The organism is Agromyces agglutinans (assembly GCF_009647605.1).
Classification (GTDB): Bacteria; Actinomycetota; Actinomycetes; order Actinomycetales; family Microbacteriaceae; genus Agromyces; species Agromyces agglutinans.
This window is the reverse complement of sequence record NZ_WJIF01000001.1, coordinates 492017-514541: the sequence shown is the minus strand read 5'-3', so window position 1 is coordinate 514541 and position 22525 is coordinate 492017. Positions and strand designations below refer to the sequence as shown.

General features: G+C 72.9%; 19 protein-coding genes. 16 read left to right on the top strand and 3 right to left on the bottom strand.

The genetic code is table 11. The features are described 5' to 3' along the window. Window positions 1–15: 15 nt before the first annotated feature. The 4 genes from murA to GE115_RS02415 are packed head-to-tail and all read left to right on the top strand — an operon-like array spanning window position 16 to window position 4294. Window positions 16–1383: a UDP-N-acetylglucosamine 1-carboxyvinyltransferase gene (gene murA, locus GE115_RS02430; RefSeq protein ID WP_312854826.1), complete on the top strand. Its 1368-nt coding sequence runs from the start codon at window positions 16–18 to the stop codon at window positions 1381–1383. A gap of 7 nt (window positions 1384–1390) precedes the next feature. Continuing rightward, window positions 1391–2173, top strand: a complete 783-nt coding sequence (locus GE115_RS02425) for a lysophospholipid acyltransferase family protein (protein ID WP_312854825.1) — start codon at window positions 1391–1393, stop codon at window positions 2171–2173. Beyond that, window positions 2170–3303: an NAD(P)H-dependent glycerol-3-phosphate dehydrogenase gene (locus GE115_RS02420; RefSeq protein WP_312854824.1), complete on the top strand. Its 1134-nt coding sequence runs from the start codon at window positions 2170–2172 to the stop codon at window positions 3301–3303. Before GE115_RS02425 ends, GE115_RS02420 begins: the two co-directional genes overlap by 4 nt. Beyond that, window positions 3203–4294 carry a D-alanine--D-alanine ligase family protein gene (locus tag GE115_RS02415; RefSeq protein WP_153683166.1) on the top strand — a complete coding sequence of 364 codons (1092 nt, stop codon included), beginning with the start codon at window positions 3203–3205 and terminating at the stop codon, window positions 4292–4294. Before GE115_RS02420 ends, GE115_RS02415 begins: the two co-directional genes overlap by 101 nt. Window positions 4295–4348: 54 nt before the next feature. Here GE115_RS02415 and GE115_RS02410 read toward each other — a convergent pair whose 3' ends face one another. After that, window positions 4349–4846, bottom strand: a complete 498-nt coding sequence (locus GE115_RS02410) for a DUF3515 family protein (protein ID WP_312854823.1) — start codon at window positions 4844–4846, stop codon at window positions 4349–4351. 99 nt (window positions 4847–4945) lie between these two features. On the opposite strand from GE115_RS02410, the gene thiL reads away from it, so the two are divergent. Continuing rightward, on the top strand, window positions 4946–5935 hold the full coding sequence (thiL, locus tag GE115_RS02405; protein ID WP_153683164.1) for a thiamine-phosphate kinase: 990 nt from the start codon (window positions 4946–4948) through the stop codon (window positions 5933–5935). Here the strand turns inward: thiL and rsmD are convergent. Then, window positions 5905–6522: a 16S rRNA (guanine(966)-N(2))-methyltransferase RsmD gene (gene rsmD, locus GE115_RS02400; protein WP_153683163.1), complete on the bottom strand. Its 618-nt coding sequence runs from the start codon at window positions 6520–6522 to the stop codon at window positions 5905–5907. The genes thiL and rsmD overlap by 31 nt on opposite strands. 62 nt (window positions 6523–6584) lie before the next feature. On the opposite strand from rsmD, the gene GE115_RS02395 reads away from it, so the two are divergent. From GE115_RS02395 to mutM, 10 genes are read left to right on the top strand one after another with little or no spacing between them, the layout of a single operon-like run. Beyond that, on the top strand, window positions 6585–7535 hold the full coding sequence (locus tag GE115_RS02395; RefSeq protein ID WP_153683162.1) for a hypothetical protein: 951 nt from the start codon (window positions 6585–6587) through the stop codon (window positions 7533–7535). A gap of 13 nt (window positions 7536–7548) precedes the next feature. After that, complete coding sequence (locus GE115_RS02390; RefSeq protein WP_153683161.1) at window positions 7549–9756, top strand: ATP-dependent DNA helicase RecG; 2208 nt, start codon at window positions 7549–7551, stop codon at window positions 9754–9756. Window positions 9757–9807: 51 nt separating this feature from the next. Next, window positions 9808–10299 (top strand): pantetheine-phosphate adenylyltransferase, encoded by a 492-nt coding sequence (gene coaD, locus GE115_RS02385; RefSeq protein WP_153683160.1) that lies wholly within the window; start codon window positions 9808–9810, stop codon window positions 10297–10299. A gap of 44 nt (window positions 10300–10343) precedes the next feature. Next, window positions 10344–11318, top strand: coding sequence for an AAA family ATPase (locus GE115_RS02380; RefSeq protein ID WP_153683359.1), 975 nt, complete (start codon window positions 10344–10346; stop codon window positions 11316–11318). Window positions 11319–11322: 4 nt separating this feature from the next. Next, entirely contained in the window at window positions 11323–12681 is a 1359-nt protein-coding gene (locus GE115_RS02375) for a DUF58 domain-containing protein (RefSeq protein WP_153683159.1), read from the top strand. Next, window positions 12671–15031 carry a transglutaminase TgpA family protein gene (locus tag GE115_RS02370; RefSeq protein ID WP_153683158.1) on the top strand — a complete coding sequence of 787 codons (2361 nt, stop codon included), beginning with the start codon at window positions 12671–12673 and terminating at the stop codon, window positions 15029–15031. Before GE115_RS02375 ends, GE115_RS02370 begins: the two co-directional genes overlap by 11 nt. Before the next feature lie 58 nt (window positions 15032–15089). Next, window positions 15090–15653: a YceD family protein gene (locus tag GE115_RS02365; RefSeq protein WP_376765685.1), complete on the top strand. Its 564-nt coding sequence runs from the start codon at window positions 15090–15092 to the stop codon at window positions 15651–15653. Window positions 15654–15662: 9 nt separating this feature from the next. Continuing rightward, complete coding sequence (gene rpmF / locus GE115_RS02360; RefSeq protein ID WP_022887809.1) at window positions 15663–15866, top strand: 50S ribosomal protein L32; 204 nt, start codon at window positions 15663–15665, stop codon at window positions 15864–15866. 28 nt (window positions 15867–15894) lie between these two features. Continuing rightward, window positions 15895–16638 carry a ribonuclease III gene (gene rnc / locus GE115_RS02355; RefSeq protein WP_376765684.1) on the top strand — a complete coding sequence of 248 codons (744 nt, stop codon included), beginning with the start codon at window positions 15895–15897 and terminating at the stop codon, window positions 16636–16638. A 1-nt stretch (window position 16639) separates the two neighbouring features. Next, window positions 16640–17581: a bifunctional DNA-formamidopyrimidine glycosylase/DNA-(apurinic or apyrimidinic site) lyase gene (mutM, locus tag GE115_RS02350; protein ID WP_312854822.1), complete on the top strand. Its 942-nt coding sequence runs from the start codon at window positions 16640–16642 to the stop codon at window positions 17579–17581. Between the two features lie 18 nt (window positions 17582–17599). Here the strand turns inward: mutM and GE115_RS02345 are convergent, their stop codons facing one another. Beyond that, on the bottom strand, window positions 17600–18667 hold the full coding sequence (locus tag GE115_RS02345; protein WP_153683157.1) for a GNAT family N-acetyltransferase: 1068 nt from the start codon (window positions 18665–18667) through the stop codon (window positions 17600–17602). Between the two features lie 169 nt (window positions 18668–18836). On the opposite strand from GE115_RS02345, the gene smc reads away from it, so the two are divergent. Then, a complete protein-coding gene (gene smc / locus GE115_RS02340) occupies window positions 18837–22481 on the top strand; it encodes a chromosome segregation protein SMC (RefSeq protein ID WP_153683156.1) in 3645 nt (1214 codons plus the stop codon). Window positions 22482–22525: the final 44 nt, after the last annotated feature.

The following is a 22525-nucleotide window of genomic DNA, read 5'->3' as shown; positions in this document are numbered from 1 at the left end:
GAGACCAGGGAGCCTGTGAACACACTCGTGGACGACGCCAAGCAGCACGGATCGGCGGTCGGCCTCTCGGTCGACCGGATCACGATCAACGGCGGGAAGCCCCTTCAGGGTCGGATCGAGCTGAAGGGAGCCAAGAACCTCGTCACCAAAGCGATGGTCGCGGCGATCCTCGGCGACACCCCGAGCGTCCTGAAAGACGTGCCGAACATCAGCGACGTGCGCATCGTGCGCGGCCTGCTCGAGGTGCACGGCGTGACCGTCACCGAGGGTGAAGAGGACGAGCTGATCCTCGACCCGTCCGCCGTCGAGACGGCCCACATGGCCGACATCGACGCGCACGCAGGCTCGAGCCGCATCCCGATCCTCTTCTGCGGACCGCTGCTGCACCGGCTCGGCGAGGCGTTCATCCCCGACCTCGGCGGCTGCCGCATCGGCGACCGCCCGATCGACTACCACCTCGAGGTGCTGCGCAACTTCGGCGCGATCGTCGAGAAGCTGCCGAGCGGCATCCGCATGTCGGCACCCAACGGCCTGCACGGCGCGAAGGTCTCGCTGCCGTACCCGAGCGTGGGCGCGACCGAGCAGGTGCTGCTGACGGCGGTCCTCGCCGACGGCATCACCGAGCTCTCGGGGGCCGCGATCGAGCCCGAGATCATGGATCTCGTCAACATCCTGCAGAAGATGGGCGCCATCATCACGGTCGACACCGACCGGGTCATCCGCATCGAGGGCGTCGACAAGCTCGACGGCTACACCCACCGCGCCCTGTTCGACCGCAATGAGGCCGCGAGCTGGGCGGCCGCCGCGCTCGCGACCGAGGGCGACGTGTTCGTCGGCGGCGCGCGCCAGGCCGAGATGCTGACCTTCCTCAACGTCTACCGCAAGGTCGGCGGTGCGTTCGAGATCCACGAGGACGGCATCCGCTTCTACCACCCCGGCGGCGAGCTGAAGCCGGTCATCATCGAGACCGACGTGCACCCCGGCTTCATGACCGACTGGCAGCAGCCGCTCGTCGTGGCCCTGACGAAGGCCAAGGGCGTTTCCATCGTGCACGAGACCGTGTACGAGCAGCGCTTCGGCTTCGTCGACGCGCTCGTCGAGATGGGCGCGTCGATCGACGTGCACAAGGAGTGCCTCGGCGGTCGCCCGTGCCGGTTCGGCCAGCGCAACTTCCAGCACTCCGCGGTGATCTCGGGGCCGACGCAGCTGCACGGCGCCGACATCGAGGTGCCCGATCTGCGTGGCGGGTTCAGCCACCTGATCGCGGCGCTGACGGCCGAGGGACGCTCGACGGTGTCGAACGTCGGCATCATCGCGCGCGGGTACGAGAACTTCATCACGAAGCTCGAACTGCTCGGGGCGGACTTCGAGCTCGAAGGATAATGGGGGAGTGCCACTCGACGACTCCACTCCGACGCCGCCCGTGAAGGTCCGCTCGGAGACGAGCCGCCCCTCGTTCTTCTGGCTGCTCGCGGCGCTGATCATCCCGCCGTTCAGCCTCGCCGTGAAGTTCCGCTTCCACGGTCGACCGCTGCCGAAGACGGGCGCGTTCGTGCTCGCCCCGAACCACTACAGCGAGATCGACCCGCTCGTCATCGGCGTCGCGTCGTGGAAGCTGAAGCGGCTGCCGCGGTTCCTCGCCAAGGCGTCGCTGTTCAAGGTGCCGGTCGTCGGCTGGTTCCTCCGGACGTCGGGGCAGATCCCGGTCGAACGCGCGGGCAGCCGAAGCCATGCTGCGCTCCGCGCCGCCGAGGAGTTGGCCGAGAACGGCCGCATGGTCGTGGTGTACCCCGAGGGCTCGCTCACGCGCGACCCCGATCTCTGGCCGATGCGCGGCAAGACCGGTGCGGTGCGCATCGCGCTCGAGGGCGACATCCCCGTGATCCCCGTCGCGCACTGGGGCACGCAAGAGCTGATGCCGCGCTACGGCAAGAAGATCCATCCGTTCCCGCGCAAGACCATCGACGTCATCGTCGGCGACCCGGTCGACCTGTCGGCGTACCGCGGCCTGCCGCTCGATCCGTCGGTGCTCACCGCGGCGACGAACGACGTGATGAACGCGATTGCCGGGCTCGTCGGCGAGCTCCGTGGCGAGGAGCCGCCGGCCGAGCGCTGGGACCCGGTCGTGCACGGCCAGAAGGAGACCGGCCGGCTCGAGGACGGCGCGCCGTGAGCCGCCGGCAGCCCGCGCGCCACGGCAAGCGCGTCGCGGTCGTCGGCGCGGGCAGCTGGGGCACGACGTTCGCGAAGATCCTGGCCGACGGCGGCGCCGACGTCGTCGTGTGGGCCAGGCGGCCCGAACTCGCCCGCGAGATCCAGGAGGGCAAGCGCAACAGCGACTACCTCCCCGGTGTGAATCTGCCGATCTCGTTGCGCGCCACGAGCCGCCTCGACCTCGCCCTCGCGGGCGCCGAGCAGGTGTTCGTGTCGGTACCGAGCCAGTCGCTGCGCGAGAACCTGAAGATCATCGCCCCGCACCTGCACGCCGAGGCATCCGTCGTCTCGCTGATGAAGGGCGTCGAGAAGTCGACGGGCCTTCGCATGAGCGAGGTGATCCACGAGGTGCTGCGCGTCGAAGAGGAGCGCATCGCCGTCATCTCGGGGCCGAATCTCGCGCTCGAGATCGCGAAGGAGCAGCCGACGGCCGCCGTCGTGTCGTCGTCGAGCCTCGAGACGGCGCAGGCGGTGGCCTCCGTCTCGCGCAACCGCTATTTCCACTCGTTCGTGAACACCGACGTCATCGGCACCGAGTTCGGCGGCGTGCTGAAGAACCTCATCGCCGTCGCGATCGGCATCGTGGACGGCGCCGGGTACGGCGAGAACACGAAGGCCTCGATCATCACGCGCGGCCTCGTCGAGATGACCGACTTCGCGGTCGCGCACGGCGCTCACCCCGAGACGCTGTCGGGGCTCGCGGGCCTCGGCGACCTGATCGCGACGAGCCAGTCGCCGCTCTCGCGCAACAACACCGCCGGTCGCCTGCTCGGGCAGGGCTACCGGCTGAACGACGTGACCAAGCAGATGCAGCAGACGACCGAGGGGCTCGCGTCCGTCGGGCCGGTCCTCGAACTCGCCCGTGCGAAGGGCGTCGCCATGCCGATCGTGGAGCAGGTGCGCCAGGTGCTCGCCGGCACGCTCGACCCGCGTGACATCGCCCCGCACCTCACGACCGACGACGAGCCCCAGGGCGAAAGGACGAAGCATGGACAAGCTCAGGGTGGCTCTGCTGTTCGGAGGGCGCTCCAGCGAGCATTCGATCAGTTGCGCAACGGCGGGGGGAGTGCTGGGCGCGATCGACCGTGACCGCTTCGACGTGATCCCGGTCGGGATCACGCGCGACGGTGCGTTCGTGCTCGAATCCGACGAGCCCAGCCGGTTCGGCCTCGACCCCGAGCACCTGCCCGAGGTCGTCGACAATGGCACGCGCGTGCGCTGGCCCGATTCGGCGGCGTCGCGCGAACTCCGGGTGACGGATGCCTCGGGCGAACGCTCTTTGGGCGAGATCGACGTGGTGTTCCCGATCCTGCACGGCCGTTTCGGCGAGGACGGCACGATCCAGGGCCTGCTCGAGCTCGTCGGACTGCCGTACGTCGGCAACGGCGTGCTCGCCTCGGCGATCGGCATGGACAAGCACGTCACGAAGACCGTGCTCGAGGGCGCCGGGCTCGCCGTGGCGCCCTGGGTGACCGTGAGCCGTGCGGCGCTCGACGCCGATCGCGAGCTCTGGGAGCGTCGGGTCAAGGCGCTCGGCCTGCCGGTCTTCGTGAAGCCCGCACGTGCGGGCTCGTCGGTCGGCGTCAGCCGGGTGGCCGACTGGGCCGAACTCGACGCGGCGCTCGACGTCGCGTTCGCCGAGGACCGCACGGTGCTCGTCGAAGGTGCCATGACCGGTCGCGAGATCGAGTGCGCCGTGCTCGAGGGCCGGCCGGGCGAGCCGCCGCGCGTGAGCGTCGCGGGCGAGGTCGTCGTCACCGGGCGCGAGTTCTACGACTTCGAGGCCAAGTACCTGGATGCCCCGGGCGTCGAGCTGATCTGCCCGGCCGACCTCGGCGACGGCGAGACGTTCGAGCTGCAGCGCGTCGCGGCGCGCGCGTTCGAGGCGATCGGCGGCGAGGGGCTCGCGCGGGTCGACGTGTTCCTCACCGACGAGGGCTTCGTCGTCAACGAGGTCAACACCATGCCCGGGTTCACGCCGATCTCGATGTTCCCGACGTGCTGGCTGAACTCGGGGCTCAGCTACCCCGAGCTGATCACCGAGCTCATCGAGTCGGGCGTCGCGCGCGGCAGCCGCTGAGGCGCGCTGGGCAGCCGCTGAGGTGCGCTGCCGAGCCGCGCCGAGCGCCGCCGGTCACTCGGCGGGCGCGGTCGCCTCGGGAGCGCTCGTCTCCGGCAGTTCGTCGATCGACGTGCACGCGCCCTCGGCGGGAATCACCGACACCGCGCGCGCGAGGTCGGTGATCGCGGTCGTGCCAGAGACCACGTCGTTGTCGACGATCACCTCGACGGCGGGCGTGCGCCCGTACGTCGTGAAGCGGTAACGCGGGGCATCCGTCTCGTCGATCACCCAGTCGACGCCGTCGACCGACACGCAGCGATCTTCAGTGGGTCCGGGGGGCTCGACGCCGCAGCGCAGCAGCACGGCTGCTGGGGAGCCCCAGGCGCCGGTGCCCTGCGCGTCGGTGTCGCGCTGCTCCAGCTCGGCGACCGCGTCGGGCAGTCGAACGACGACGTCGGCGCAGGCCACGTCGGTGCCGGCCTCGGCGCGTTCGAGCGAGACGGTCTGCGCGCAGGCGGTGAGCGCGACCGCGCCGGTGACGGCGAACAGGGCGGCGACGGCGCGTCGCACGGGCCGGATGCCCCGGACCCGTCGAGCTCGGACGCGACGGGCTCGGACAGGCGCGGAGGCGGGGCGGTGAGGCATCCGGATCAGGCTACCGTGAGAGGCATGGAGCAGGCTGAGCACGCGACCGTCGGCGAACTGGGCGAACTCGCGGTGCTCGGGCGCATCCTGCCGCGCCTGCGGTCGGGCGACGCCGCCCTCATCGGGCCCGGCGACGACGCGGCCGTCCTCGCCGCGGCCGACGGCCGGTACGTCGTGACGACCGACCTCATGGTGCACGGGCCCGACTTCCGCCTGGCCTGGTCGTCGCCGTTCGACCTCGGCTGGAAGGCCGCCGCGACGAACCTCACCGACGTCGCCGCGATGGGCGCGCGCCCGACGGCGCTCGTCGTGGCGTTGGCGGCGCCGCCCGCGACGCCCGTCGCCGTGCTCGAGGGTTTCGCCGACGGCCTGCGCGAGGCCCTCGCCGAGCTCGCGCCGGGCGCCGGCGTCGTCGGCGGAGACCTGTCGGCCTCGTCGGTGCTGACGATCGCCGTCACGGCGTTCGGCGACCTCGAGGGACGGCCGCCGGTGCTGCGCTCGGGTGCGCGCCCGGGCGATGTGCTCGCGCACGCCGGCGCGCGCGGCGACGCCGCTCGCGGGCTCGCGCTCCTGTTCGACGAGGCGACGGATGCCACGGGCGAACCGGATGCCGCCGCCGCCGAACGCGTGCGCACGGAGCATCCGGTGCTCGTCGCCGCCCAGCTCGCCCCGCGACCGCCCGTCTCGGCCGGCGTCATCGCCGCGACGGCCGGAGCGACGGCCATGCTCGACGTCTCCGACGGGCTCGCGCGCGACGCGCTGCGCATCGCGCGCGCGAGCGGCGTCGACCTCGACTTCGACTCGGCCCGGCTGGGCGCCGATCCTCGGGTCGCGCTGGCGGGCGCGGAGGACCACGGCCTGCTCGCGGCATTCCCCGCCGGCACGGTGCCGCCCGAGCCGTTCGAGGTGGTCGGCCGGGTGGTCGAGGGCGCCGGCGTCGTGCGGGTCGACGGCGTCGCCGCGGACGCGCTCGGCTGGGACCCCTACTCGGGCTGGGACGGCCGGGCGGGCTGATCCGGTTGCTCATCCGGCGACGCCCACCAGAGCGTCGTCTCGCCGTAGTCGCGACGGCGCTCCGGTGCGATGCCCGCGGGCCACGAGGGCTCGGGCGAGCGCGAGCTGCGCTCGACGACGACGACCGCTTCGGGGTGCAGCAGCGGCGCCAGCGCGGCCAGTTCACGCGCGAGCTCGCGCTCGCCGAGGTCGTAGGGCGGGTCGATGAACACGAGGTCGAACGGGCCGACCGCGTGCTCGAGGTACGCCGAGACGCTCTGTGCCGCGATCCGGACCCGGGGGCCAGACCCATGGGGCGCGCCGCGGCGGATCGCACGCGCGACCGCGTCGGCGTTGCGCCGGCAGATCTCGGCCGCCGGCTTGGCGCGTTCGACGAGCACCACGTCGGATGCCCCGCGGCTGGCCGCCTCCAGGCCGAGCGCACCCGAACCCGCGTAGAGGTCGAGCACCCGGGCGTCGTCGAGCGCGTCGCGGGCCTCGAGCGCGGAGAAGATGGCCTCGCGCACGCGGTCGCTCGTCGGGCGGGTCCCCGAACGCGGCACCTGCAGGGTGAGCGACCCGGCGGAGCCGGCGATGATGCGAGTCATGGTCACGGCAGCCTATTACGCCCCGGCAGCGACACGTCCGGGGGCGCTGCCATGATGGAGAGGTGGATGCCTCGACCGACCCCGTGCCCGCCGATCCGTCCCGACACCCGCAGCGGGAGGAGCAGCACGTCATCGACCGGCTGTGGGACTTCTCCGATCCGGCTGCGAGCGAGGAGCGGTTCCGCGCGGCTGCCGATGACGACACCTTCTCGAACCACATCCGGCAGGCGATGGCCACGCAGTTGGCGCGCGCCGTCGGCATCCAGCGCCGGTTCGACGAGGGGCTGGCGGTCCTCGACGCGGTGAGCGCCGAGCTGGAGGCGGCGGGCGAGTCCGAGGTCCCGGCCGGAGCGGCCGGAGCGGCTGACCAGGCCGGTGTCGCTGACCCGGCCGACGCGGCCGACGCGGCCGATGCGGCGGAGGCGGCCGAGGTGCGCGCCCGGGTCGCGCTCGAGCGAGGCCGGCTGCTCGCGTCCGCGCGCAGGCCCGATGAGGCCGTGCCCGAGCTCACGCGAGCGGTCCGCGAGGCGGCGCACGCGGGCAGCACGTTCCTCGTGCTCGACGCGCTGCACATGCTCGCCCTCACCGACACCGGTCACGAGCGCGAGTGGGCCGAGCAGGGCTTCGAGGTGCTGCGCGCCGACCGCGAGCCGCGCGTGCTGCGCTGGGGCGTCGCCCTGCACCACAACCTCGGCTGGACCCTGCACGACGGCGGCGACGCCGCGGCGGGGCTCGAGCAGTTCGAGCTCGCGGTCGGGTTCGCCGACCGCTACGGCACGGTCGACCAGCAGCACGTCACGCGCTGGTCGGTCGGACGTGCGCTGCGCACGCTCGGCCGCACCGACGAGGCGCTCGAGCTGCAGCGCGAGCTCGCGCGTGCCAAGCCCGACGACCCGTACGTGGCCGGCGAGATCGAGGCGCTGACTGCTGCGAAGGCGGCTGCGGAGTCGTCGCCCGAGCCCGGGGCATCCGCCGGGGCATCGCGCGAGCCCGGGGCATCCGCCGACCGATGACGGGCGCGATGCGATGACCGACGAGCCTGCGAGCGGGCCCGGCTCGTTCACCCTCGACACGCGACTGGCGGGCGTGCTCGGTGGGCGGACGGCCCAGGCGATCGAGCGGGCGTTCGGCTACACGACGGTCGGCGACCTGCTGGCGCACTACGCGCGGCGGTACGCGCTGCGCGGCGAGCTCACCGCGCTCGCCTCGTTGCCGCTCGGCGAGAACGTCACGATCGTCGCCGAGGTGCTCGAGGTGCGCGTGCGCGAGATGCGCCAGCGTCGCGGTTCGATCCTCGAGGCCAAGATCTCCGACGGAACCGGCATCCTGACGCTCACCTTCTTCAACCAGAAGTGGCGCGAGAACGACCTGCGACCCGGGCGCCGCGGCATCTTCGCCGGCAAGGTGGGCGACTACAAGGGCAACCGGCAGCTGGCGCATCCCGACTACCAACTCTTCGAAGACGCCGGCCCGTCCACCGACGCCGCCGCGAAACGCTGGGCCGAGGCGCCGATCGCGATCTACCCAGCCACGTCGACGCTCGCGAGCTGGCAGCTCGCGAACGCGATCGAGCTGCTGCTCGACGGGCTCGGTCCCATCGAGGACCCGATCCCCGCCGGCGTGCGCGGCGAACGGCAGCTCGCCACGTTCCGAGACGCCCTCCGGCTGGTGCATCGACCCGAGCGCGAGGCCGACTGGAAGCAGGGGCGGCGCACCCTCCGGTTCATGGAGGCGTTCGTGCTGCAGACCGCCCTCCTGCAGCGGCGGGCGCAGCTGCGCACGAGTCCCGCGACGCCGCGCACGCCGACCCCGACGGGCGCGCTCGCGCGGTTCGACGCGACCCTGCCGTTCGAGCTCACCGACGACCAGATCGTCGTGGGCGGCGAGATCGCGCGCGACCTCGCCGAGCCGTGGCCGATGAACCGGCTCGTGCAGGGCGAGGTCGGTTCGGGCAAGACCCTCGTGGCGCTGCGCGCCATGCTCGCGGTCGCCGACTCGGGCGGCCAGGCGGCCCTGCTCGCACCGACCGAGGTGCTCGCCGGCCAGCACCTTCGTTCGATCGTGAAGATGCTCGGTCCCGAGCTGTCGGCCGAACTCGTGCCGACGCTGATCACCGGCCAGCTCAGCGCACCCGAACGGCGCAAGGCGACCCTGCGGGCCGCCGCCGGGCAGGCCCGCATCGTGGTCGGCACGCACGCCCTCCTCGGCGAGAAGGTCTCCTTCGCGGACCTCGGCCTCGTCGTCGTCGACGAACAGCACCGCTTCGGCGTCGAGCAGCGCGAGGCGCTGCGGCTGAAGGGCGCGCAACCGCACGTGCTGGTGCTGACGGCCACCCCCATCCCGCGCACGGTCGCGATGACCGTCTTCGGCGACCTCGACATCTCCACGATCACGCAGCTCCCCGCCGGTCGCGCGGGCATCGAGACGCACGTGGTGCCCCTCGCGCTGCGCCCGGGCTGGCGCTCACGGGTCTGGGACCGCCTCGCGGAGGAGATCGACCTCGGCCGGCAGGGGTTCGTCGTGTGCCCCGCGATCGACGCGAAGGCCGTCGAGGACGACGGCGAGGAGCAACCGGGGCCGCCTCCCGACGGCGAGGCATCCGATGCCGGTCCGGCGCGGGCCGCGGCATCCGTCGCCTCGGTGTTCGCCGAGCTGACGGCGCACCCGAGGTTCGCCGATCGCACCGTCGCCCAGCTGCACGGCCGCATGCCGGCCGACGAGAAGGACCGCGTGATGCGCGCCTTCGCGGCCGGCGGGATCGACGTGCTCGTCGCGACCACGGTCATCGAGGTCGGCGTCGACGTGCCGAACGCGAGCGCGATGGTCGTCGTCGACGCCGACCGCTTCGGCGTCTCCCAGCTGCACCAGCTGCGCGGCCGTGTCGGCCGGGGGAGCGTGCCCGGGCTGTGCCTGCTGGTCACCGACGCCGAACCCGGCTCCGTCGCGCTCGAACGGGTCGAGGCCGTCGCCGCGACGCTCGACGGGTTCGAGCTCGCGCGCGTCGACCTCGAGCTTCGGCAGGAGGGCGATGTGCTCGGCGCGAACCAGTCGGGCGGCCGCAGCTCCCTCCGGCTGCTGCGCGTGGCGCGCGACGGCGACCTCATCGCCGACGCCCGCGAGCTCGCCGCGACCGTCGTCGACGAGGACCCGTCGCTGGCCGGTCACCCCGCGCTCGCCGCCGCCGTACGTCGCCGGCTCGACGACGAGGCGAGCGGCTACCTGAGCAAGGGCTGAGAGTTCCCCGCACCCCTTCCGGCCGGCGTCCGGGGGATTACGCTGGGACGCATGCAGCGGATCGCCGTCGTTCCCGGCTCGTTCGACCCCGTGACCAGGGGCCACCTCGATGTGATCGAGCGTGCCGCAGGGCTCTACGACGAACTGCACGTCGTCGTGGTGCACAACCCCGACAAGAACGCCCTCCTGCCCATCGCGCAGCGCGTGTCGCTGATCGAACAGTCGATCGAGGAGGCGGGCATCGCGGGTCGCGTCGTCGTCGCCTCATGGAGCATGGGCCTGCTCGTCGACTACTGCACCGACGTTGGCGCCACGGTGCTCGTGAAGGGCATCCGGTCGCAGGTCGACGTCGCCTACGAGACGCCGATGGCGATCGTGAACCGCCACCTCGCGGGCGTCGAGACGGTGTTCCTCCTGCCCGACCCCGCGAACGCGCACGTGTCGAGCTCGCTCGTGCGCCAGGTCTCCGCACTCGGCGGCGACGTCACGCCCTACGTGCCGCCGGCCGTCGCCGACTTCCTCGCCGGAGCGAGGATCCCGTGAGCGAGGTCGTCGCCGCAGCCCCGGCCGATGCCGGTTCGCCGGTCATGTCGATCGACGAGGTCGGCGCCCGCGCCGCCCGCATCGTCCAGAACGTCGAGACGGTCATCAGCGGCAAGCGCGAGGCGGTCACGTCGGCGCTCACCGTGCTGCTGGCCGAGGGGCACCTGCTCATCGAAGACGTGCCGGGCGTCGGCAAGACGATGCTCGCCAAGGCGCTCGCGCGCTCGGTCGACTGCACGGTCAGCCGCATCCAGTTCACGCCCGACCTGCTGCCCAGCGACGTGACGGGCGTCTCGGTCTTCGACCAGGCGTCGCGTCGCTTCGAGTTCAAGCCGGGCCCCGTGTTCGCGAACCTTGTCATCGGCGACGAGATCAACCGGGCGAGCCCGAAGACGCAGTCGGCACTGCTCGAGTGCATGGAGGAGAAGCAGGTCACCGCCGACGGCGAGACCTACCGGCTCGACCACCCCTTCACGGTGGTCGCGACCCAGAACCCGGTCGAGATGGAGGGCACCTATCCGCTGCCCGAGGCCCAGCGGGACCGGTTCATGGCCCGCGTCTCGATGGGCTATCCGGGGCCGGCCGACGAGCTCTCGATGCTCTCGATGCGCGAGACCTCGAGTCCACTCGAGACGCTCGAGGCGGTCGTGACCCTGCAGGAGCTCCGCGACATGATCGCCGCCGTGCACCACGTCTTCACGTCGCAGCCGGTCAAGGAGTACGCGGTCGAACTCGCGCGGGCCACGCGCGGCGATCGCCAGCTCCGCCTGGGCGCGAGCCCGCGCGCGACGCTGCAGCTCGTGCGCGCCGCGAAGGCCCACGCGGCCATGCACGGCCGCGACTTCGTGCTGCCCGACGACGTCGACGCCCTCGCGGTGCCGGTGCTCGGCCACCGGCTCGTGCCGACCAGCCGCGCGCTCGGCGCCCACGACCGCGACAGCGGTCCGCTCGTCGACGCGATCGTCCGGAGGATCGTCGCCGAGACCGCCGTGCCGGTCGGCAGCGCCCGGAGGGAATGATCCGATGAAGCGCCCGCGCGCCCGCCGAGCCGCCGCCCTGCCGCGGCTGACCCGGCGCGGCATCGCGCTCGTGGTCGTCGGTCTCGTGCTGCTGGTCGTGACCCTGTGGTTCGACCTGCGCGACGTGATGCTGCTGGCATTCATCGGCATCGCGCTGCCCCTGGTCGCGATGCTCTACGTGGCGTCCGGAACCCCTCGATTCCACGTGCTGCGCGCGTTCGCGCCGCCGGTCGTGAGCGCGGGCGGCGCCACGGGCGTCACCCTGACCGTGCAGAACCTCGGCAAGCGGGCGTTCGACGGCGCGAGCTGGCGCGACACCGCGCCCGAGGGTCTCACCACCCCGGCCGAAGCCGTGCTGCCGGCACTGGGCGCGCGCGAGCACCTGCTGCCCCAGGGCGACGACACCGCGCGGCTCGAGTACCGCATGCGCACGAGCCGGCGTGGCGCGTTCGACGTCGGCCCGCTGCGCGTCACCACGACCGATCCGTTCGGGCTCGCCCGGGTGACCCGCGACGTCGGCGGCCCGCACGAGCTCATCGTGACGCCGACGGTCACCGCGCTCGATCCCGTGATCGGCACGGCGGCGGCCGTCGACGGCGTGATGCATGGCCTGCAGCGGCGCACGCATCCGAACTCCGACGAGTTCATCGCGCGCGAGTACCGTCACGGCGACCCGCTGCGCCGCGTGCACTGGCCCGCGACGGCGCGCCGCGGTGAGCTCATGGTGCGCGATGAGGAGCAGCGCGGCGACCCCGAGGCGCGGCTGATCCTCGACACGACGCTCTCGGGCCGGCGTGACCGGGGGGCGCTGCGCATCGGCGACGACCCCCGGCATGCCGGGTTCGAGCTCGCCGTCGAGGTCGCGGCATCCGTCGGCGTCCACCTGCTCGAACGGGGCTTCCGCCTGCGCGGCGACCGCCTCGACGACCCGGCGAGGGGGCCCCTGTCGGATGCCTCGCCCGACGGCTACCGCATGCCCGGCGGCGATCGTGCGCTGCTGGAAGACCTCGCCCGGCTCGAGAGCCCCGTCGGCACGCGCCGTCACGCGTCGGGCGACGTCGCGCTGCCGCATTCGGGCGGCACCGACGCCCGCATGCCCGGCTACGCGGTGCTCGTCGACCCCGACCTGGCCGAGGCGCAGCATCTCGTCGCCCTCCGACCCTCGCTCGCGCCGGCCGTCGCGTTCGTCGTCTCGAGCGTCTCGTCGAAGGTGATCGACGTCCTCGAGGAGGCCGACTGGCGCATCGTTCCCGTGCGTCGCGCGTCGGACCTGCCCGACGCGTGGGCGCGCGCGGGCGCGGTGAAGGCCGGTGACGAGCCGCCGCGGGTCCGTACGGCGAGGGGAGCCGCCCATGCGCGCTGACCCGACACTCGCCACCGGTCAGCGGGCGATGCCCACCGTCCAGCGGGCGATGCTCGCCGGTGCGACGTTCCTGCTCGTGATGGTGACCACGTCGGCGCTCGGCACGCTCATCGAGGGCTCGGGCTGGTGGTGGCTGTGCGCCTTCATCGCCGCGTGCCTCGTGTCGGTGGGCCTCGGCCTGCGGGCCCTGCGCACGCCACCCGCCCTCGTGCCGTTGCTGCAGGTCGGCGCCCTCATCCTGCTGCTCACGCTCGTCTTCGGAGGCCGGTCGAGCTTCGCGCTGATCGTGCCCACGGGCGAGACGTTCGCGCGATTCGCCGAGCTGTTCGCGGGCGCCGAGCGCACGATCCAGCAGCAGTCGGTGCCCGCGATCAGCGTGCCGCCCCTGCTGTTCGCACTCGCGGTCGGCGTCGGCGCCATCGTCATCGTCGCCGATGCGCTGGTGCAGGATGCCCGGCGTCCTGCTCTCGCGGCGATCCCGGTGCTCGTGCCGATCTTCATCCCGGGGTTCCTCATCGAGGACGGCGCCGAGGTCATCGTGCTCCTGTTCGCCGGAGCCGCGTTCCTGCTCCTGCTTCGGCTCGACGTGCGGGTGCGTCGCCGTGCCGACCTCGCGCACCGCGACGACGACGAGGACGCCCCGGTCGTGCACGCGCCGCGCCGGGTGCCGATCGGCTCGACGATCGGGGCGACGCTCGGCGTGGGAGTGGCCGGGCTCGTCGCGGCCGCCGTGCTGACGGCCAGCACCCCGAGCATCTCGCAGAGCCTGCTCCTCGGCAGCGACCAGTCGACCACGCTGTTCTCGCGCGGCGTGAGCCCGTTCATCGACCTCGGGCGCGACCTGCGCCGCCCCGATGCCGTGCCCGCGTTCACCTACACCGCGCGCGACGGCGACCGCCCGTACTTCACGCTGCTCACCCTCGACCGGTTCGAGGGCGAGGTCTGGGGCGTCACGGATCGCGCCGTCGACAGCGAGAACACCGTCGATCGGATGCCCCGGCCGATCGGGCTCGATCCGGCCGTCGAGACGGCGGAGCATCCGGTCGAGGTGACCGTCGGCGACCTCCGCACCGTGTGGCTCCCGGTGCCGTATCCGACCGCGTCGGTCGAGGACCTCCGGGGGTCCTGGTTCTGGGATCGGGAATCGCTGACGGTGCGCAGCGTCGATGCCAGCACGGCCGGCCAGCGATACGTGGCGAACCGGCTGGTCGCCACGCCGACCGCCGACCAGCTGCGCGATGCCGACCTGCTCGGGTCCGGGCAGTTCCAGGAGTACCGCGCGTTGCCCGACGAACGCCCGCAGATCATCCGCGACACGGCGCTCGCGATCGCCGGCGGCGCGCAGACGCCGTACGACGCGGCTGTCGCGATCCAGGACCACCTGCGAAGCAGCGACTTCTCGTACTCGGTCGACGCGCCCGTCGAGGAGGGGTACGACGGGGGCGGGTTCGACGTCATCGCGAACTTCCTCGAGGTCAAGTCCGGCTACTGCGTGCACTTCGCCTCCACGATGGCGGTCCTCGCGCGCGAGGTCGGCATCCCGTCGCGCATCTCGATCGGGTACACCGCGGGTTCGCCGACCGACGAGCGCGTCGAGAACGTGACCGTGGTCGAGGTCGACAGCCACGACCTGCACGCCTGGCCCGAGCTCTTCTTCCCGGGGGTCGGATGGGTGCCGTTCGAGCCGACGCCCGGCCGCGGCACGGTGCCCTCGTACACGCGACCCGACGCCGCGCAGTCGCCGCTCTCGCCGTTCGGGCCGTCGACGTCGACACCCCAGACCGGGCGACCCGACCTCGACCCCGAGCGCGGGTTGAGCGCCGGCCCCGGCGCCTCGGCTCCCGATCCCGTCGCGGCCTGGACCCGAGTCGCCGCGCTCGTGATCGCGGCGCTCGCGATCGCGCTCGCCCCGGCGCTCATCCGCATCGGACAGCGCTGGTCGCGCCGACGACGGGTCCGGCACGGGCCGGGGCGGGCGCAGGCCGCTTGGGACGAGGTGCGCGCGACCGCGCGCGACCTCTCCGCCGGCGGCCTCGAGACCGAGACGCCGCGGGCGTTCGCCGCGCACATCGCCGAGCGGCCGGCATTCGACGGCGACGCAGGAGCCTTCCTCGCCGAGCTTCGCAACGCCGTCGAGCGCGAACGCTACGGACCGCCGGCACCGTCCGGCGCGGCCGCAGGCGGGGAGGCGGGGCTCTCGACCGACGAGATACTGCGGGCGATGCACGAGGTGCGCGCGGCGCTCGGCGCCGACGCGGGGGCATCCGCGCGCCTGCGCGCGAGGTTCCTGCCGGCGTCGCTCATCGGGCGGGCCAGGGGCCGCGCGCGCCCGACACCGGCCGGGGCGTAGGCGCGCACGGCCGGGCGTCGGGCGCCGACCCCGGTCGCGGCGCGTAGAATCGTCCATCGTGGCCACCCCAGTTCAGCCGTTCCGAGTCCTCGTGCGCGATCTCACGCACCGCCCCGGCGAGATGCGCGAGCAGCACCTGACCGTCCCCGTCGACGCCCAGATGGGCGAGGGGCTCGTCGCCGTCAAGGCCGGCACCGAGCTCGATGTCGACCTCCGACTCGAGTCGGTCCACGAGGGCGTCCTGGTGACCGCAGAGGTCGACACGACGGCCGAGGGGGAGTGCGGAAGGTGCCTGATCGACATCGCCCTGCCCGTCGAAGTCGAGTTCCAGGAGCTTTTCGCGTATCATTCTGGGGAAGCTTTCGAGTATGAGGTTCAAGACGACCACGTGGATCTTGAACCGCTCATCCGAGATGCGGTGGTGCTGGCACTGCCCTTCCAGCCGGTGTGCCGGCCTGATTGCCCGGGTCTCGACCCAGAGACCGGGCTCCGTCTGGCCGATCATCCGGAACTCGTCACCCCTGAGCATTCCGACCCGAGGTGGGCCGCGCTCACGGGGTTCACGGCTTCCGAAGACGAGGGCACGGGCGATGAGCCCGATGCCGACCTGCAGAGAGATTGAGAGAGAGTCATGGCTGTTCCGAAGCGGAAGAAGTCACGCGCCAACACCCACGCGCGCCGGTCGCAGTGGAAGGCCGAGGTCCCCACGCTGGTGAAGACCGTCGAGAACGGCAAGGTCACCTACAGCCTCCCGCACCGCGCGAAGGTCGTCGAGGACTCGGCGGGCACCCCGCTCTTCCTCGAGTACAAGGGCCGCAAGGTCGCCGACGTCTAGTCGGTCCGACCCGTTCGAACGACCGGTCGTGACGCAGACGGAGCGCACGGGGTCCGCGTTCGCCGCCGACGCGGAACGCACGCTCGACGAGTTGCAGCAGACGCTGCAGGTCGAGCTCGACCCCGAGCTGCTGCTCCTCGCGCTCACGCACCGGTCGTTCGCGTACGAGAACGGCGGCATCCCGACCAACGAGCGGCTCGAGTTCCTCGGCGACTCGATCCTCGGCCAGGCGGTCACCGTCAAGCTGTTCCGCGACCACCCCGACCTCGACGAGGGCGAGCTGGCCAAGCGTCGGGCGAGCCTCGTGTCGAGCGCCGCGCTCGCGGAGGTCGGCCGCGCCATCGGCCTCGGCCGGTTCATCCGCCTCGGTCGCGGCGAGACGCTGACCGGCGGCGCCGACAAGCCGTCGATCCTCGCCGACACCGTCGAGGCGATCATCGGCGCCGTCTACCTCGACCGCGGCGGCGACGAGGCGACCGCGCTCGTGCTGCGCCTGGTCGGCCCGCTGATGGCCGACGTCACGCGCTTCGGCGCGGCCATGGACCCCAAGACCAGCCTGCAGGAGATCGCGGCGCGCCTGAGCGCACCGGCGCCGGTCTACACGGTCACCGAGTCCGGCCCCGACCACAACAAGCATTTCGTCGCGACCGTGTCGGTCGGCGACCTCGCCGTCGCCTCGGGCGACGGCTCGAGCAAGAAACAGGCCGAGATGGCCGCGGCGCTCGAGGCCTGGACCGAGCTCAGCGCCGCCCACCGGCGCGCCGGCCGCTGACGTGCCCGAACTGCCCGAGGTCGAGGTCGTTCGCGCGGGCCTCGCACCGGCCGTGACGGGCGCGCGCATCTCCGCCGTCGACGTGCTCGACGAACGGTCGCTGAAACGCCACGACGCGGCAGCCGGTGCCTTCGAATCGCTCGTGACCGGCGCCCGCATCGAAGCGGCCGTGCGGCGCGGCAAGTTCCTGTGGCTGCCGATCGAGGCGGATGCCGCGCCCGGGCCCCGCGCGATCGTCGGGCATCTCGGCATGAGCGGCCAGCTGCTGCTGCGCACGCCCGACCATCCGGGCGACGATCGGCACGCCCGCATCCGGCTGCATGTGGAGCACCCGCTCCACGGCGAGCTGCGCATCGACTTCGTCGACCAGCGGATCTTCGGATCGATGGCGGTCGACCCGATGGTGCCGACGGCCGACGGGGCGATCGCCGGGTTCTCGGGCGACGTGACCGGTGCGTGGGCCACGACGATCCCGTCGCAGGTCGCGCACATCGCCCGCGACCCGCTCGACCCGGCGTTCGACGATGGCGCGTTCCTCGCCGCGCTCGGCCGTCGTGCGAGCGGCGTCAAGCGGGCGCTGCTCGACCAGGGCCTCGTCAGCGGCATCGGCAACATCTACGCCGACGAGGCGCTCTGGGCCGCGAAGCTCCATCCCGAACAGCCGGGCGCGACGATCGCCCGCCGGCGTGCCGCCGAGTTGCTCGCCGCCGTGCGCGCGGTGCTGCACCGCGCGCTCGCCGAAGGCGGCACGAGCTTCGACGCCCAGTACGTCAACGTGAACGGCGCGTCGGGCTACTTCGCCCACTCGCTGAGCGCCTACGGACGCACCGGGCGCCCGTGCCCACGGTGCGGGACGCCGATCGTGCGCGAGCCGTTCATGAACCGCTCGTCGCACCGGTGCCCGCGCTGCCAACGGCTCAGGATGCCTCGCCCGGCGGCCTGAGCGCGATCGCGCGGCCGATCATGGTCGTTGCCACACCGACTCGAGGGCGAACGGCTCGAAGCCGAGCGCGAGGTTGATCGCGAGCATGTGCGCGTTCTCGTCGGCGTTCCACGTGTAGACCGGTCCGCGCGCCTCGTCGACCTCGGCCAGTTGCACGAGGTTCGCGAGCTTGAGCCGAAGGCCCAGGCCGTGGCCCCGGTGCGCGGCGAGCACGAGCGTGTCCCACTGCTCCACCGCTTCGGAGCCCGGCAGCAACGAGAGCACCGTGAAGCCGGCGACCGTGCCGTCGGCGGTGATGGCGGCGGCGGTGAGCGTGATCCGCCCCATCTCGGCGCAGCGTCGCTCGTCGGCGCGGACGCGCTCCGCGTCCCAGTGCTCGAGTTCGTACGAGATCGCGCCCGACGGGGCATCCACCGACATCCGCTCGTGGGCGTGTGCGAGGGAGTCGACGACGTCCTCGGGTGCTTCGTCGATCCAGGTGGCGACGCGAAACGGCGAGGCGTCGCCGAGCGCGGAGAGGCGTGCGGCGAACTCCGCCCGCCGCCCGGCGACGTGCAGGCGGCTGATCCGGTCGAGCTGGCCGAGGGCGTACCCGTGCGCGGTCGCGAACGCCGCCGCGGCGTCGTCGCGACGGATGCTCGCGTCGCCCTGCGGCGCGCGCAGCCGGGCGCCCGAGCCGTCGTCGGCGTCCAACCGGTGCTCGCCCGAGAGCACGAGCGTCGGCCGGCCGGCCTGGGTCGCCGCGCGTTCGGCCTGTTCGAGCAGTCGCGTGCCGATGCCGCGCCTCCGGTGCGACACCGCGACTCCGAGCAACGGCAGGTACGCGGTGCTCGCGTCGTCGTCGCGTTCCCACTCGAGCTCGGCCATGCCGACGAGCGCGCCATCCTCGAAGGCGCCGAGCGCGAGGTGCTCGCGGTGCTCGTCGGCGCCCGCGAGATCGACCCGCAACTCGGTCACCGAGCGCGCGAGGTCGGCGGTGCCGAGGGTCTCGAGGTCGATCGAGCCGATGAGTTCCGCGTAGGCGGCGAGCTCGCCGTCGGGGCCGGTGCTGCCCGCGACCGGCAGCCGGATCGGGCGGATCTCCACGGGTGTCGGTCCTCCTTCCGCTCCCGCGGGGAGCACGCCAGCCTAGTGCGATCTCGGCCCGCGCGGAACCCCCGGAACCGGCTCACGCGGCGGGGGAGCCCGATTCGAGGCATCCACTCGGGTACGCTCGTGCGAGGCATCCGCACCGCCAGCCGCACCCCGGGGGACCATGTACCTGAAGAGCCTGACGCTGAAGGGCTTCAAGTCCTTCGCTCAGCCGACGACGTTCGCGTTCGAGCCGGGCGTGACCTGCATCGTCGGCCCGAACGGGTCGGGCAAGTCCAACGTCGTCGACGCGCTCGCCTGGGTCATGGGCGAACAGGGGGCCAAGTCGCTGCGCGGCGGCAAGATGGAGGACGTCATCTTCGCGGGCACGTCGACCCGTGGGCCGCTCGGACGGGCCGAGGTGAGCCTGACGATCGACAATGCCGACGGCGCGCTGCCGATCGAGTACAGCGAGGTCACCATCTCGCGCACGCTGTTCCGCAACGGTGCGAGCGAGTACGCGATCAACGGCGAGCAGTGCCGGCTCCTCGACGTGCAGGAGCTGCTCAGCGACTCGGGCCTCGGCCGCGAGATGCACGTCATCGTCGGCCAGGGCCAGCTCGACGCCGTGCTCCGGGCCACGCCCGAGGAGCGCCGCGGGTTCATCGAGGAGGCCGCGGGCATCCTCAAGCACCGCCGTCGCAAGGAGAAGACCCTCCGCAAGCTCGACGCGATGCAGGCGAACCTCACGAGGCTGAGCGACCTCGCCGGGGAGATCCGGCGCCAGCTGAAGCCGCTCGGCCGGCAGGCCGAGGTGGCGCGCGAGGCGGCGACCATCCAGGCGGTCGTGCGCGACGCGCGCGCGAGGCTGCTCGCCGACGAGGTCGTGGGCCTCAAACGCGCCCTCGACGAGCACGGCCGCAGCGAGCAGGAGCGGCACGCCCAGCGGCTCGTGCTGCAGGCCGAACTCGAGCAGCACCAGGCCAAGGTCGCCCGGCTCGAGCAGGCGCACCTCGGCGACGGCGTCGACGACGCGCGCGGCACGGCGTTCGCCCTCGAGGCCGCTCAAGAGAAGCTGCGCGCGCTCGACCAGCTCGCCCGCCAGCGCATCGCGCTGCTCGGCGCCGACTCCCGCGAGTCCGAGGCCGCGCCGACCGTGACCCGCCAGGGCATCGAGCAGGCGACCGCCGAACTCGCGACCCTCGACGAGGCCATCATCGAAGCGCAGGCCGCGCTCGAGGCATCCGTCGCCGCGACCGCGCTCGCGCGCGCCGAGCTCGACCGCGTCGACGAGCACGTCGCGGCGCAGGCCGCAGCGGTGTCCGCATACGACCTGCGGGTCTCGAAGCTGGCCGGCCAGGCCGATGCCGCCGCGGGCCGGCTCGCCGCCGTGCGCGGTGAGGTGCTGCGCCACCGCAACGCGCTCGAGGCATCGGCCGCCCGTCGCGAGCAGGTCGCCGCCGAACTTGCCCGCATCGAGGCCGAAGCCGACCAGGCGGAGGCGGCAGACACGGACCTCGACGAGGCGTACGAACTCGCCCAGGCCCGCGTGTTCGAGGCCGAGGGCGAGATCGAGCGCATCCGCGAGGGCTTGCACGAACGCGAGCGCGAGCGCGACGCGCTCGCCGCGAGCATCGGCGCGCTCTCGTTGGCCCTCGACCAGCGCGACGGGTCGGCGGCCGTCGCGACATCGGGCGTCGCCGGAGTGCGAGGCCTCCTCGCCGAGCAGCTGCACGTGGAGCCCGGCTACGAGGCCGCGATCGCGGCCGCGCTCGGGTCGCTCGCCGACGCCGTGCTCGTCGACGACGAGACGGCCGCGTTCGCGGCGCTGGCCCGCGCCGAGGGCGACGACCTCGGCCGCGTCGCGCTCGCCATCGCGGAGCCCGAGCGCGATCCGGCTCCCACGCTCGAGATCGAGGGGCTCGTCGCCGCGACCGCGGTCGTGCAGGCGCCGCGCGGCGTGCGGGCGCTCCTCGCCGACGTGCTCGTCGCCGACGACCTCGCCGCTGCTCGCGCCGCCGCCCCCGCGCTCGCGGCGCTCGAGCGGCCCGCCACGGTGATCACGCGCGACGGCACGGTCATCGGCCGATACGTCGTGCGCGGCGGCACCGGGCGCACGCAGAGCCGCATCGAGCTCATCGCCGAACGCGACCGCGCCTCCGCCCGGCGCGACGAGGTCGCCGCCCAGCTCGAGCGCGACCGGTTCGAGCTCGCCGAGCAGCGCGAGGCGCACGCCCACGACAAGGAGCAGGCGAAGCTCGCACTCACGGCCCTCCGCGAGTACGACGCGCAGCTCGCCCAGCGCACCGAGCGGCTGAACCGCGCCCGCGTGCAGGCCGAGGCAGCCGAATCCGAGGCCGAGCGGCTTCGCGAGGCCTTGGCGAAGGCCGACGAACGCGTCGCCGAGGCCGAACAGGTCGGCGACGCCGCCAAGGCCGAGCTCGCCGCCGCACGCGAGGTGGAACGCCCCGTGCTCGACGCCTCGGTGCGTGACGAGGCGCTCGCCGCGGTCGAACGCGCCCGCGAGACCGAGGTCGAACACCGACTGCGACTCGAGACCGCCCGCGAACGCGTGAGGGCCGAGCAGCAGCGCATCCAATCCATGCAGCGGCGCTTCGAGGCCGAGCAGCAGGCCGCCGCGGATGCCGCCCGCCGGGCCGTGATCCGCCGCGCCCAGCTCGCCGCGGCCACGAGGGTCGCCGACGCGCTGCCGGCGCTGCTCGCGTCGGTCGACCGGTCGGTCGCCGAGGCGCGGGTCGCACTCGGACGCGCCGAGGCGGAGCGAGCCAGCCGCAACGGCGAACTGGTCGACGTGCGCAAGGCCGAGGCCGCGGTGCGCGAGCGCCTGCACTCCATCACCGAGGACGTGCACGGCCTCGAGCTGCGCATCTACGAGAAGAAGCTGCACCTCTCGGGGCTGCTCGAGCGCGCCGAATCCGAACTCGGCCTGGCCGAAGGCGTGCTGATCGCCGAGTACGGACCCGACCAGCCCGTGCCCGACGACCCCAGCGCCGGAGCAGCCGGCGAGACGGCCGAAGCAGCAGCGTCCGAGGCTTCCGATGCGTCCGATGCGTCCGAGGCATCCGATGCGTCCGACGCGACGGAAGCGCTCGGTGGCGACCCGTCGCTCGCGAACGCGCCCGAGCGCCCCGCCTCGCGGCCCTTCGATCGCGAGACGCAGCAGCGACGCCTCGCGCAGGCCGAACGCAAGCTCGCGCAGCTCGGGCGGGTGAACCCGCTCGCCCTCGAGGAGTTCGCGGCGCTCGAGCAGCGCCACCGGTTCCTCACCGAGCAGCTCACCGACCTCGCCAACACCCGCCGCGACCTCATCACGATCATCGAGGAGATCGACCAGAAGATGGAGGGCATCTTCCGGGCGGCGTTCGAGGACACGCGCGAGGCGTTCGGCGAGGTGTTCCCGATCCTGTTCCCGGGCGGCACGGGCAGCATCTCGCTCACCGATCCCGACGACCTGTTGACCACGGGCATCGAGGTGAGCGTCAAGCCCGCCGGCAAGAAGATCGAGCGGCTCTCGCTGCTCTCGGGCGGCGAGCGCTCGCTCGCGGCCGTCGCGCTGCTGCTCGCGATCTTCACCGCGAGGCCGAGCCCGTTCTACATCATGGACGAGGTCGAGGCGGCCCTCGACGATGCGAACCTCGGGCGGCTGCTCACGACGTTCGAGGGCCTTCGCGAGTCGAGCCAGCTCATCGTCATCACGCACCAGAAGCGCACGATGGAGATCGCCGACGCCCTCTACGGCGTCTCGATGCGCCAGGACGGCGTGTCGGCGGTCGTCGGCCAGCGGGTGCGCGAGGAGCAGTCGGCCTGACGGACGACGCGTCGGGCGCCGCCGACTGGGCCGAAGCCGTCGCG